Source organism: Bacteroidales bacterium, assembly GCA_035299085.1.
GTDB lineage: Bacteria > Bacteroidota > Bacteroidia > Bacteroidales > UBA10428 > UBA5072.
Map to the genome: position 1 here is coordinate 25,876 of DATGXG010000029.1, position 13,872 is coordinate 39,747.

Below are 13,872 nucleotides of genomic sequence, written 5' to 3' on the forward strand. Positions count from 1 at the left end.
GTAAATTTTTCATGAAACAAAACCGATTTCCTGCTTACATACTTGCTCTCTGTTTCCTGCTGATTTTAGCTTCATGCGGTAAGCCACCCGTTGGTAAGCTTATCATTACGAAAGTCCCTTCCGGTCAGGCAACACCAAACATGCTTACAGGCGAAAACTGGCGATATATTCCCCGGGCCGTGATTGCCATTGTTGATCCAGGTAAAGCTTCATCGGAGAAAATACTGACTTCAGATTTTTATTCAGCCTGTTCACCTGATATTTCATGGGATGGCGATCGCATTGTTTTTGCCGGTCAGAAAAAACAATCCGACCCATGGCAGATTTACGAGATGAATCTTAAAAGCCGGAAATACAGGCAGGTTTTAAATATCGACGGTAACTGCACTGATCCTGTTTTTCTGCCGCTTGATAAGGTCATTTTCACCAAAAATGTAACTCCGTCAGATAGTTCACTTAAAACAGGTTATGAATTGTATGTATGCAACGCCGACGGCTCTGGAATGCAGCAGATAACATTTCATCCGTATGCCGATTTTGCGACCACTGTGCTGAAAGACGGAAGATTACTGGTTGTTTCGAAAGAGATTGCACCGGAACAGCAAAATCCCTCTTTGGTTGCCTTGCGTCCTGACGGTACAAAAGCTGATATCTTTTATAAAGGCGCACCGGGTACATCCTTGATATCAAGAAGCCATGAAGCTGACGAAAAAGTATACTTCATTGAATCGGATGCAAACGGAAAATCAGAAATTATATCCGTCCGGTATAACAGGCCGCTTCATTCACGTCAACAGGTGAGCTCCGATAATAAAGGTAATTTTAGTTCGGTATTCCCTTCACTGAACGGAAATCTGCTGGTGACCTATAATGAAGGCTCAGGCAGTTCGTATGCGGTGTATGAACTTGACAAAACAACAGGCAAGCCGGTTAAGAATGTGTTTTCATCCAACGGATTTGATGTGGTTGATGCATTACAGGTTGATGTGCACCAACGACCCAAAAAACTTCCCAGTGAGGTGGATATGGGAGTGAAAACCGGACTTATCATGTGCCAGGATATCAATTTTAAAGGCATTGGTATCATGGATCCGTTATCAAAGAAAGCAGTTAAAATTGAGGTAATGGGTATTGATTCCTCGCTTGGAATTATACCGGTTGAAAGTGACGGATCTGTATACCTGAAAATAATTGCCGATATGCCTTTCCGGATACAGACTCTTGATGAAAGAAATAAGGTTGTCTATTCAGGTTCTGATTGGTTGTGGCTGAGGCCGAATGAGCGAAGAGGCTTTGTGGGATTCGGTGTGGATGAGGAAGTTGCTCCCATGAACAGGGTTCCCAAAGCGGTTAAAAAAGATCCTGTAAGCGTACCTGTAATTAAAATGTTTGAAAAAGAAGTTGAATTAGAATAGTATGAAGAAACTTTACATATTCCTGGCATTTTTCGCGATTCTCATCATTGCAGGCGCTTTCTATCTGCCTAAAGCACATAAATGGGCAAGGGCACATGTTAACTATATTACAAACACCGAGGATCATCCGCTTCTTTGCACGCGTTGCCACTTGTACCAGACATCATCAGGTATGGTCTATAATATGGTGAATGCGGACTATTATTCACCGTTCAACCTTGTCGGTACAAAAGACGGGTCAAAACTTTATGTGGTGGCCGAAGAGGGCAACTACCTGCTTGTTGTGGATGCGAAAAAAGGGAAGGTAACCGATAAAATCAAAGTCGGTGAAAGGCCTCACAGCGTGGTGCTTAATAAAGATGAAACGTTGGCATATGTCAGCAACCAGTGGGCAGAATGTGTTTTTGTAATCGACCTGAAGAATAACAGAGTCATTGATACACTGAAAACCGGTGACGGTCCTGCCGGCGTTGCATTAAGTGCCGATAATCATTACCTGTATGCAGTTAATTCCTATACCTCCAATCTATCGGTTATTGATCTTAAAACCCGTGACGAAATTAAACGTCTTGATCTTGGCAATAACCCTACCGGTATACAGCCAAGTCCTGATGGCAGCCAGTTGCTGATAACCAGCCGCCGCTCACAGTCATTACCTTATGATGATACTCTTTCATGTGAAATGACTGTTATTGACGATAAGACCCAGAAGGTATCCAACCGGTTGCATATTAAAGATGCCTACCTGATGGAGAACGTGGCGTTTACTCCCCAGGGCGACCTTGCCTTTTTCCCGCTTATCCGCCCTAAAAACAATGTTCCCACGCTCCAGGTTGATCGCGGCTGGATGATGACAAACGGTTTCGGAATCATTGAAATGAAGAATGGCGGCCGTATTATTGAATTATTGATGGATGAGCCGAACCAGTATTTTGCAGATCCTTTTGATATTGTTATTACACCCGACGGTAAAGAAGCTTTTATATCAAGCTCAGGCGTCGACTATGTTTCCGTAATCAATATTGATTCAGTCAGGAATATTATCAGCCATACACCGGATGAAGTGTTGAATGCCTATTCCGATTACCTGGGACTGGCTGACCGGTTTGTTATCAGGAGGATAAAAACGGGTCCTAACCCCAAAGGACTGACCATTTCACCTGACGGATCAAAAGTGTATGTGGCTGAACATTTGAATGACCGCATTGCAGTGATTGATACCAAAAACCTTGAAGTTGAAAGAACCATAAGCCTGGGAGGACCGAAGAGGGTGACTGTACCGAGACGTGGCAGACAAGTGCTGAATAGTGCGGGAGGTACATTTCAGACACAATATTCCTGCTATACCTGTCATCCCGATGTAAATGAGGATGGTCTGTGTTATAATATGGCTTCAAAGGATATGGGCCGCAATGTCACCAATACACAGTCGCTCCGTGATATCTTTCATACTTCTCCTTTCAAATGGAACGGTAAAAACCAGACTGCCTATAAGCAGGACGGAATGAGGTTTTCAACGGTTCTTACCCGTAATGAAGCCTTTAATTACGATGACCTCGATGCGATTGTCGCCTATATCTATACTGGAATCAAGTATCCACCGAACCTGCAGTTCAATCCTCACGGTGAACTTACAGAGATGCAGAAGAAAGGCAAGGCAATCTTTGAACGCACCCATATGACAAATGGTACCGAAATTCCTGAAGCAAACCGGTGTGTAACCTGTCATCCCGCCCCGTATTATACGAACCGTAAGCCTTTCTATGTGGGTACGCTTGCCAGAACCGATGATAGTATACTGTTTGATACGCCTCACCTGAATAACATCTATGCCACTTCACCTTACCTCCATGACGGAAGGGCAAAGACACTGGAGGAAATATGGACATTGTACGGAAAAACGGAAAAACACGGAGCCGTAAATGACCTGACAAAAATGGAACTCAACTACCTGGTAGAATACCTGAAATCGTTACGGGCACCGGAGTATGAGAAAGCGGACATGGAACGAAATAAAAAATAACCTTTTATAAACCATATCTAAGTAACCTATGAAATCGAGAGTTTTGAAATATGGATTTGCTGCTGTTACAGTCCTTGTTTTCTCGGCCATTCTGCTGACAGGATGTAAAAATGCCAATTCTGGAAAAGGAACGGGAGAATCGAACACGGAAGGAACAACCGGAAAAGACGCGTATGTGGAAGGACCTTCAGCTACAAAGTCAATAAAAGCAGCTAACGGAATGCCTGTTTACGGCAACTGGAAGAACTTTACCACAAAAGACGGGCTGCCTTCAGATAAGGTTTATGCAGTAAAAATTGACGGTGACCGCGTTCTGGTAGGCACCCACAACGGGTTGGCTGTATACCAGGATAATAAATGGAAGGTATATACAACCAAAGACGGCCTCTCGCACAATGGTATCGTGTCGGTGGATGTAAGCCCTGTAACAGGCGATGTCTGGATTGGGACCCTTGGCGGACTTACCCGGTGGTCGGGAGGTAAATTTGAGACATTCAACCAGTTTAACAGCGGGATGCCTAATGACCTGGTTTACAATGTGGTTTGCGATGGAAAGGACATCTGGATTGCCACTGGAGGAGGAGCCGGACATTATGATACCTACACCAAACAGTGGGAAATTTTTACCGAGATCAATGCCCCTATGCATGAGCCCTGGACCTATGCATTAAGCGTTGGTGATGGTAAGGTGTATATTGCTGCCTGGGGAGGAGGAATTATCGAATATGACAAAAAAGAGAAGCATTTCAGGGATTATACCGATCCGGACGGATTTATGGAAATTGACCTGCTGCCCAATGACGGGCCCGTTCATGATATTACAACGGCAACGGCCTATGCAAACGGGATTCTCTGGGTATCCAGTTACTTTGGAATGTGCCGTTACGACGGCAAAAACTGGACCGGGTATTATGATCATGACAGCGGTTTGGCCAGCAATTTCATCAATTTCATGAGGGTTAACGGCCGTGTAGCCTATGCCTGCACTGACAAGGGCCTCAGCACCACAGACGGTAAAACCTGGGTAACCTATAAAAGGAATGAAAATGACGAAAACGGTGTGGCTATCATCACATCGGGAACTGAAAAAACTGAGATACCGATGAAACCCTGCATAGCTCACAGTTTTGTAATCAATGCCGATGCAAAGGGAGACGTAGTATGGGTTGCCACTTCAAAAGGCGTTAGCCGCGGTGAAGTAATCAATTAACCAAACAAAGAAATTAAACCTAAAATTAACTGATACAATGGAGAAAAATAAGGTACTGATCGATCTCAACAGGCTGACTGACGGCGAGCGTGCAGAGATGAAAAAACTGGGAATTCTTGGTTCGGAACAGGCAATCATAGATTACATCTACCCAAAGGTACATGAAGACAGGCCCCCGATTGAAAAACATGCCGTTCATATTCCCAACACGCTGAATGAAGCCTATGATTATCAGAAGCCATCATCCTTTTCAAGGGCCCTTAAACTCGAATTCGGCGGCTATAAAATCATGCTGATTTCAGGAACCGCCAGTGTCAATGAAGACGGAAAACCTGAATACATCGGCGATTTCAAGGCACAGGTATGGCGTACCTATCGCAATATAACAACCCTGTTGACGGCTGAAGGCATGACATGGCACGATGTGGTAAGAACCACCAATTATTTAAGGGATATTGAACGCGATTATGATGAATTCAACAGAATAAGGACCACTTTCTATAACTGGATGAAACTGGACCCGTTGCCCGCAAGCACCGGTATACAGGCAAGGCTTTGCTGGGAAACCCTGCTTTATGAGATTGAAGTATATGCAGTTTGTAAAATAAAATAACGCACTGTTATGAAACCTGTCTTGCAATCAATTGCCATCTTTTTGCTGCTGGTGGTATCAACAATGACCGCCCTGGCACAGTCATATTCTGAAAAGAATTACGGGAACATTCCCGATAATTTTGTGGCTTATGACAATTATACCAAGGCTTATAAATACCATTTCCTTACCCCGATGCAATTTTACGGTGCCGGACGCGAAATACCGGAGCCTGCCGGGTTAAAGGAAGTCAGGATTGGGTTTCTCGGGCCCCTGGAAGGTTCGGTCATCGTACCATATGGCAAACAAATGCTGAACGGTGCCACCCTTGCCCTGGAAGAAGCCAATAAAAAGGGCGGCTATAAAGGAGTTCCCTATAAAATGATGATCCATAATGATGTGGGTCTTTGGGGGGCTGCTGCAAACGAAGTGGTGAAAATGGATGACGAGGGTGTCTGGTGCTGGCTGGGTTCGATTGATGACATTGTTTCGCATGTGGCCATTCGCGTAACCCTGAAACTCGAGATTCCGATGGTTTGCACCGGTGACCCTGATCCTACATTCACTGAAACCAATATCCCCTGGGTAGTGAGGGTAATTCCCGATGACCGCCAGAGTTGCTATGTGCTGTCGAATTACGTATTCGAAATAGCCAAGTACAAAAGGGTGGCCGTAATCAGGGTAAATAACCGGTATGGCCGCGTAGGTGTTGTTCATTTCAACAAAACTGCCACAAGGCTTGGCCATCCGATTATCATTGAAGAACGATTTAAAGACGGTGAAACCGATTTCTCGGCCCAGATCGACAGGGTTAAGGAAACTAAACCGGATGCACTGGTTATCTGGGGTAACCCGAAAGAATCAGCGCTGATCCTTCAGCAACTGAGAGCTAAAGGATTGAATCAACCTGTTTTTGCCTCCGACAGGATTGTGAATCCCGAATTTTTAAAGATTGCCGGCGACCTGGCAAACGGTGTCATGACTACCTGCCAGTATAATCCCGATTCAAAGGATCCCAAGCTGGCTGCCTTCAGGGCCGCTTATAAAAAACGGTTCGGCATGGACCCGGATGTGTTTGCACTCCATGCTTATGACGGCATGAATATTATTATCAAGTCGATTGAAAAGGCCGGTCTAAACAGGGCCAAAATCCGAGACGTCCTCACCGACCTGAAAACATTCCAGAATTACGACGGCGTTTCGGGAAAGATCATATTCGACAAGACCTGGAATAATATTCGCCCCATTTATGTGGCTAACATTAAAAATGGTAAATTTGAATTCTCTCCTGCACCGCCTTATAAAAAGAGTGTTTTGTAGGATATTGAATTAAGAAGATAAACCTAAAAGGATGGAAGCAATAGTAAGCGGAAAAGAGCTGGCAGGGTGCGCCGTCCCTCTGAAGATAAAAGAAACCGAAAAAAAAGATCCGGTCATCGTAAGAGTTAACGACGTAGAATTCGGGGGTCAGCAGGTAGTTGTTATCGCAGGCCCCTGTGCAGTTGAGAATATGACTCAACTCACTGAAACAGCTGTCTCAGTTAAGAAGGGCAACGCGAAAATGCTTCGCGGGGGCGCTTTTAAACCGCGTTCATCACCCTACAGTTTTCAGGGCCTCGGTGAACAGGGTTTGAAGATGCTGAGGGAAATAAGCAATCAGACCGGGTTACCTGTGGTTACCGAAGTTATCGATATCCGGCAGATTGAAATGGTCAGCAAATATGCCGACATGCTCCAGGTAGGTTCACGCAATATGCAGAATTTCCCCCTGCTGAAGGAAATTGGTATGACCCGTAAGCCGGTTCTCCTGAAAAGAGGAATGATGGCTACAATTGAAGAGTTTATTCTGGCCGCTGAATATATTCTCAGCCAGGGCAATGACCAGGTTGTGCTGTGTGAAAGAGGTATCCGCACGTTCGAAACATCAACAAGGAATACACTCGATTTGAGCGCTGTTCCTGTATTGAAATCAAGATCTCCGCTTCCGGTAATTGTCGATCCCAGTCATGGAACTGGTATCCGGAGCCTTGTACCACCGCTTGCAAAAGCTGCTGTGGCTGCAGGTGCCGACGGACTGATTATGGAAGTCCATTACAAACCTGAAGAAGCATTGTGCGACGGCCAACAGTCGCTCGATCTGAATGAATTCAGTAAACTCATGAATGATCTTGGCCGGATAGCCAGGGCAGTCGACAGGAGCATCTGAACAATGGTATCATGAAATTACCATTAAGCATATTTTTACTTGCTGCTTGTTTCCTTTCGCTGATAGCTCAAAAATCCGAACCGGTTAAGATCGGTTACCTTATACAGGATAACACATACGTCTCTGCCCGGCAAGGCGCCGAACTGGCGGTTAAAACAGCAAATGAAAAGGGAGGTCTTGACGGCCGCCCTTTTCAGGTTATTGTGAAAAGCATGGAAGGCCCATGGGGAACAGGATCTAAACAGGCTGTCGACCTTATTTTTGAGGATAAAGTCTGGGCGTTGCTTGGTACCCATGACGGCAGGAATGGTCACCTTGTAGAACAGGCTGCCACCAAATCGACAACTGTTTTTGTTTCTGCATGGCCTTCAGACCCTACACTTTCCTATGCTTTCGTTCCCTGGTTTTTCAACGTGGTGCCAACCGACCTGGAACAGGCTGATATGCTGATTAACGATATTTATAACAGGAATAGATCGGCCAGGATTGCTGTCATAGCCGATGATTCCTACGAGGCAAAACAATCAGTTAAAGCCTTCCAAAGGATAACCGATGAAAAACGGCATGAAAAACCAGTTTTACTCAACTTTGAAACATACAAGGATAAACCGGCTGTATTTATATCTGAAATCAAAAAGAGCGGTGCAAATTGTATTGTACTGTTTGCAGGACCTCTTAATTCAGCTGCAGTTGTCAGGGCCATTAAGGAACAAAGCTTGTCTTTGCCCTTGTATGCCTCATTGAATGTACTTAATGAAAATGTCTTAAAAGCAGGCCAACTTAACGATATGAATAATATGCTGCAAATCCCTTCCGGATTATGGTCAGAAGTAAAAATCAAGCAATTCAGGCAGGCATATTTTAAAACCTATGGCAGTTACCCGGGCCTTTCAGCCGCATTTGCATTTGATGGCATGAACGTACTTATTGAATCGATTAAAAAATGTAAAAGTTCTGAAAGGGAAAAAATACAGGAAGCCATTACGACATTTGACAGCGAAGGAGTCACCGGGCGTATCGCCTTTGATGAGCATGGCAACCGGAAGGATCTCAATGTAGTATGCCGTGTTCAGAATGGCTTGCCTGTCGCATTTATCAAATAGTCAGCCTTATATTATTTTGTTAATTTTGAGCTATGAAAAGCATTAAAATTACACTTGCGGTTGTTCTCGTGTTGCTCGCTTCAGCCTGCAAACAGAAAGATAACAACCAGAATCCTGCCGATCTGATAACCATTAAAACTCTTGGTCTCGCTTACCTTGAGGAATTCAAACTTCCGGAGGCGGAGGAACAATTTCTCAAATTCATTAAACTGGCACCAAAAGAAAAACTGGGATACGCCAACCTGGGACTCACCTACCTGAGAATGGCCCGCTATCCTGATGCGGAAAAGCAACTTCTGAAGGCTGTTGAAATTGATCCGGCTGATCCGGATATCAGGCTCATCCTTGCAACGGTATTCAAAATGGAGGATCAGATTGATAAAGCCATCTCTCAACTGAAAGAAGCACTGAAAACTTCTCCTGGTCACATTAAAGTTCTTTATGAACTTACTGAAATTTATTCTAGCCGAAATGACCCTGAATCGCAAAAACAGCGTGAAGAATACCTGATAGCACTGACTCATCAGGCCCCTGAAAACCTGGTGCCCCGACTGAACCTGACTGAAGTTTTTATCCGCAAACAGGAGAACGATTCAGCTGTTGCCATGCTGGAAGTTATTAAAAAGCAATATCCTGATTTTCCCAAAGAGGCTGCTCCTTACTATAACTCGACCCTTCAGCTGCTTAAAAAGAAAGATTCACCCAATGCGGTTGTCCAGTTCACCATATTCCACAATTACCTTAAAGTAACAGCTCCATACCAGGCCGGAATGATGGATCTGAAAGGACCAGGCGGTTCGCTTATCGGGTTTCCGCTTATTACTTTCGATCAGCAATCGCAGCTCAACACAATGGACCAGGGGGCAATACTTGAAGCGCTCAGGTACACCGATGTCACTGTATCTGCCGGTCTTGATGTGATCCAGGGAACAAGCGGTATCACTCACATTTCGGCTAGCGATTTTGACAGCGATGGCGATATTGACCTCTATGCCGGGATAAGCGATGCGGGCACGCCGAAACACTTTCTGCTGAGTAATGATCTTGGACGGTTTACCGATATCACATCAAAAGCGGGATTGGATCATAAAGAAAATGAAATAGCGTCGCGATTCGACGATTTTGACAACGATGGTTTCCTTGATTTATTCGTGATGGGTAAGGAAGGGAACATGCTTTACAGGAATGCAGGAAAAGCAAGCTTTGACAATGTAACCGGAAAAGCAAAACTCTCCTCGGATGCCGGGGGTAATAAACCGTTGTTTTTTGACGCTGACCACGATGGTGATCTCGATCTTCTCGAACTGAAGTCCAACGGCATTTTCCTTTACAGGAACAATGGGGATGGTACATTCACAGAGCAGGCTGCCAAAATGGGACTTACTGCAACCAATATGAAAGCAGCCGGAGCTGCATTCGGCGATTTTGACGAAGACGGTGATATCGACCTGTTTGTCAGCAATGAAACCGGCAGCAATGTGCTGTTTTCAAACCAGCGCGAAGGAATTTATAAAGACGTTACCTCAGCAAGCGGCCTTGTTTCAGAAGGAGGTTCATCAGTGGTGACCACGGCTGACATCAACAATGATGGTTTCCTCGATCTTTTTGTAGGCTCGGTAAACGGCACCGGTCAGCTTCTTTATTTAAATAATCATGACGGCACTTTCAGGCGCCAGAATTCATCTGTGCTTACAGCTTTCAAAAATTTAAAAGTTTATGATGCCCGGTTCCTTGATTTTGATAATGATGGTTTCCAGGACCTGATTCTTGCCGGTGAATCTGCCGATAATTCAAGCGGTCTTGTTTTACTGCACAATAACAGCAAAGGTGATTTTACCGAAACAAAAGGGATCATGCCTGAAGAACCCAAAGCTGCCCGCCAGCTCGCTATTTTCGACTATAACGACGACGGGGATCTTGACCTGGCATTGGCCGGTATGAATGGTAAATTCTATTTGCTTCGCAATGACGGTGGAAACAACAACCACTATATCAAGATGAAGCTCATGGGATTAAAGGCGGGAAGCGCCAAGAACAATCACTTCGGTATAGGTGCGAAGGTTGAGGTCAGATCCGGTGAACTGTATCAAACCGTTGTGGTTACCGATCCTGATGTGCATTTTGGACTGGGTAATAAAAAACAGGCGGATGTGGTGCGCATTACCTGGACAAACGGAGTGCCGCAGAATATTTTCATGCCGAATTCGGACCAGGCCCTTATTGAGGCTCAGACACTCAAAGGATCATGTCCGTTCCTGTATACATGGAACGGTGCTGAATACGGCTTTGCCAAGGATATCCTTTGGCGAAGTGCCCTGGGAATGCCACTCGGCATCATGGGCGGAACAACGGCCTATGGCTTTGCCGATGCATCCGATGATTATATCAGGATTTCAGGCGACCAGCTGAAGCCCAGAAAGGGTGTATATTCAGTTCAGGTGACTTCGGAACTCTGGGAAACCATTTACTTTGATGAACTCGAACTCATCGCTGCCGATCACCCTGATTCTATCGATATTTTAATTCCCGAACAATTCACACCCCCGCCATTCCCGGGAAAAAAGGTGATGCAGGTTGCACATCCGATTCTGCCGGTTACTGCAGTAGATGAGCAGGGAAACGATATGATGCCCTGCCTCAGGGAGAAAGATGATGTGTATGTGGCCGGTTTCACACCCGATAAATACCAGGGAATTGTAAATCTTCATGAACTGATTCTCGATCCTGGCAAAACTTCCTCGGCCACATTGCTTCTGTATTTGCAGGGATGGATCTTCCCCACCGATGCCAGCATCAACATGGCTCTTTCACAGTCGGATGAACTCAAGGTCACAGCTCCTGTTATCCAGGTTTTGAACAAATCGGGTAAATGGGTAACGGTTATTGATAACCTGGGATTCCCCATGGGCAAGGATAAGACGGTTATTGTCGATCTGACAGGTAAATTTCTTTCGAATGATCACCGGGTGAAGATTGTTACCAATATGGAAGTTTATTGGGATCATGCTTTCTTCTCCAATGCTATTCCACAGGCGCCAGTTACCTATACAAGCCTCAATAAGGTATCAGCTGACCTGCATTACAGGGGATTTTCAAAAAGTTACCGTAAGGGCGGACGTTACGGACCACACTGGTTTGATTATTCAAAGGTGGATAAGGAACCCAAATGGCGTGACCTCTCCGGAAAGTACACGCGTTACGGAAATGTGATGCCATTGCTCGAAAAACCGGATAACCGGTATGTTATCAGCAATGCCGGGGATGAAATGACAGTTGAATTTGATGCGAAACAATTACCACCGTTGCCGAAAGGATGGAAACGCGATTTTCTTATCCGCAGTGTGGGCTGGGTTAAAGACGGTGATCTGAACACAGCCTTCGGCAACCAGGTGGAACCACTTCCTTTCCACGGAATGAAAAGTTATACTCCGGCCAATCATGACGCCTATCCGCAGACGCCTGAGCTTAAGAAATACAACGAGGAATACAATACCCGTGTAGTTACTTCTTCGGGGTATCTGAACGCATTGAAGGAAAAACGAACTAACTGAAAAGAGCCGGATGAGACATACTGTTTTGTTTTTATTTTTAATAGCATCGGCTTTGAGCTCAGAGGGCCAGGTTAAAATGATACGTTTTACCGATGTGGCTTCAAAAGCCGGTATTGATTTCAAATATACCTTCGGCGATAAACATTACGAGAATATCCTCGAAAGCAGCGGATCAGGGATTACCATCTTCGATTACAACAACGATAAGCTCATGGATATCCTGATGCTTAACGGCACTTACATTGAAGGAATATCCGATGAAGGAGGTGAGATTTACAAAAACACTCCTGACAGGCTGTACAAAAACAATGGCAACGGAACTTTTACCGACGTTACGGTAAAGGCAGGGCTGGTTGACTATAACTGGAGCATGGCCGCAAGCCCCATTGACTATGATAACGACGGCGACCAGGATCTGTTCCTGCTGAATTACGGGCCTAATGTATTTTACAGGAACAACGGCAACGGCACGTTCACGGATATCACGGATAAACTGAAATTAAAAGGCCCTGAAAAACTGAATGGATTTACAAAATGGAGCATCGGCGCGTCGTTTTTCGATAATAATCATGACGGCCGGCTTGATGTGATGGTTGGCAATTTCCTTGCATTTGATCCGAAATATATTTCCACGCAGACTCCCGGAATGATGCCTCACCCCTCAGAATACAATGGACAGGCTTCTTATCTTTACGAACAACAGGCAGATGGAACTTTTGCCGATGTAACTAAAAAGAACAACCTGTATTTCCCAGATTCAAAATGTATGGGACTTACGGTTTATGATTACGACAACGATAATGACCTCGATATTTTTGAAGCAAATGATCACCAGCTGAACTTCATGTTCAGGAATGACAAAGGGGTTTACAACGAAGTGGGCGTATCCATTGGTGTGGCTGCTAACAGCAAAGGCAAGGGCACGGGTTCCATGCATGGCACTATAGGGGATATTGACGGGGACGGACTGATTGACATCCTGGTTACCGACCTTGAATACGGTGCATTGTATAAAAACCTGGGAAACGGACTGTTTACCGATGTAACCGAATCGAGTGGAGTGGCAGGTGCATTGATTGGAAAAGGAGCCTGGGCAAGTGCTTTTATCGACTTTGACAATGATGGCGACCTAGATATCGTTTCAGCCAATGGAACTGCCGAGGAATTAATCCTTCAACTGCCTGTTTTACTGGAGAACGACGGTAAAGGTCATTTCAAAAATACCGGATCAACTTACGGGGATTATTTCGGAATAAAGCGGGCGGGGAGGGGACTTGCCGTTTGTGATTATGATAATGACGGCAGTATGGATATCGTCGTTTCGCATGTCGATTTGCAGGCTACGGCATCTCTTCTGCATAACAGCGGAGGAAACGGCAATCACTGGCTTGGTATTACACTTGAAGGAAAGAATGGACCTGTGACTGCCATTGCGGCAAAAGTATCCGTAACTGCAGGAGGCAGAAAACAGGAGTTTGTGAACCAATGGTCTACCGCCTATCTTTGCAATAATGATCCCCGCATCCATGTAGGTCTCGGCAAATCAAAAACAGTCGACCAGATTGAGGTGACCTGGAATAACGGGAAAAAAACAGTGATGAAGAATGTGGAAGGAGATAGGTATATTGTGATTAAAGAATAATTTGCTAATGTGTTAATGTGCCAATGTGCCAATGTGTTAATGTGCCAATATGCCAATGTGCCAATAATTAGCACATTAGCAAATTGGCAAATTAGCACATTATAGAAAGAAAAACATTTAATATAACATT

General features: G+C 44.9%; 9 protein-coding genes. All 9 read left to right on the top strand.

Annotated features, from left to right (window positions below; all coding sequences use genetic code 11):
* The first annotated feature begins 11 nt into the window (after positions 1-11).
* Genes VK179_09440 through VK179_09480 form a run of 9 tightly spaced genes read left to right on the top strand, consistent with a single transcriptional unit; the run spans position 12 to position 13,742 of the window.
* The gene (locus VK179_09440) at positions 12-1,415 is read left to right on the top strand and encodes a hypothetical protein (GenBank protein HLO58952.1); all 1,404 of its coding nucleotides are present in this window, start codon (positions 12-14) and stop codon (positions 1,413-1,415) included.
* A gap of 1 nt (position 1,416) precedes the next feature.
* Entirely contained in the window at positions 1,417-3,438 is a 2,022-nt protein-coding gene (locus tag VK179_09445; protein HLO58953.1) for a hypothetical protein, read from the top strand.
* Between the two features lie 28 nt (positions 3,439-3,466).
* Complete coding sequence (locus VK179_09450) at positions 3,467-4,648, top strand: hypothetical protein (GenBank protein ID HLO58954.1); 1,182 nt, start codon at positions 3,467-3,469, stop codon at positions 4,646-4,648.
* A 37-nt stretch (positions 4,649-4,685) separates the two neighbouring features.
* A complete protein-coding gene (locus VK179_09455; GenBank protein ID HLO58955.1) occupies positions 4,686-5,261 on the top strand; it encodes a Rid family hydrolase in 576 nt (191 codons plus the stop codon).
* A gap of 9 nt (positions 5,262-5,270) precedes the next feature.
* A complete protein-coding gene (locus tag VK179_09460) occupies positions 5,271-6,560 on the top strand; it encodes an ABC transporter substrate-binding protein (protein ID HLO58956.1) in 1,290 nt (429 codons plus the stop codon).
* 31 nt (positions 6,561-6,591) lie between these two features.
* On the top strand, positions 6,592-7,446 hold the full coding sequence (aroF, locus tag VK179_09465; GenBank protein HLO58957.1) for a 3-deoxy-7-phosphoheptulonate synthase: 855 nt from the start codon (positions 6,592-6,594) through the stop codon (positions 7,444-7,446).
* Between the two features lie 11 nt (positions 7,447-7,457).
* Entirely contained in the window at positions 7,458-8,549 is a 1,092-nt protein-coding gene (locus tag VK179_09470; GenBank protein HLO58958.1) for an ABC transporter substrate-binding protein, read from the top strand.
* 32 nt (positions 8,550-8,581) lie between these two features.
* Positions 8,582-12,100: an FG-GAP-like repeat-containing protein gene (locus VK179_09475; GenBank protein ID HLO58959.1), complete on the top strand. Its 3,519-nt coding sequence runs from the start codon at positions 8,582-8,584 to the stop codon at positions 12,098-12,100.
* Positions 12,101-12,110: 10 nt separating this feature from the next.
* Complete coding sequence (locus tag VK179_09480) at positions 12,111-13,742, top strand: CRTAC1 family protein (protein ID HLO58960.1); 1,632 nt, start codon at positions 12,111-12,113, stop codon at positions 13,740-13,742.
* Positions 13,743-13,872 lie beyond the last annotated feature (130 nt).

Bases quoted from the DNA above. Each gene is read 5' to 3' on its own strand.
- VK179_09445 (HLO58953.1), top strand. From the start codon at position 1,417: ATGAAGAAACTTTACATATTCCTGGCATTTTTCGCGATTCTCATCATT.
- VK179_09455 (HLO58955.1), top strand. From the start codon at position 4,686: ATGGAGAAAAATAAGGTACTGATCGATCTCAACAGGCTGACTGACGGC.
- VK179_09480 (HLO58960.1), top strand. From the start codon at position 12,111: ATGAGACATACTGTTTTGTTTTTATTTTTAATAGCATCGGCTTTGAGC.
- VK179_09450 (HLO58954.1), top strand. From the start codon at position 3,467: ATGAAATCGAGAGTTTTGAAATATGGATTTGCTGCTGTTACAGTCCTT.
- VK179_09460 (HLO58956.1), top strand. From the start codon at position 5,271: ATGAAACCTGTCTTGCAATCAATTGCCATCTTTTTGCTGCTGGTGGTA.
- VK179_09475 (HLO58959.1), top strand. From the start codon at position 8,582: ATGAAAAGCATTAAAATTACACTTGCGGTTGTTCTCGTGTTGCTCGCT.
- VK179_09440 (HLO58952.1), top strand. From the start codon at position 12: ATGAAACAAAACCGATTTCCTGCTTACATACTTGCTCTCTGTTTCCTG.
- VK179_09470 (HLO58958.1), top strand. From the start codon at position 7,458: ATGAAATTACCATTAAGCATATTTTTACTTGCTGCTTGTTTCCTTTCG.
- aroF (HLO58957.1), top strand. From the start codon at position 6,592: ATGGAAGCAATAGTAAGCGGAAAAGAGCTGGCAGGGTGCGCCGTCCCT.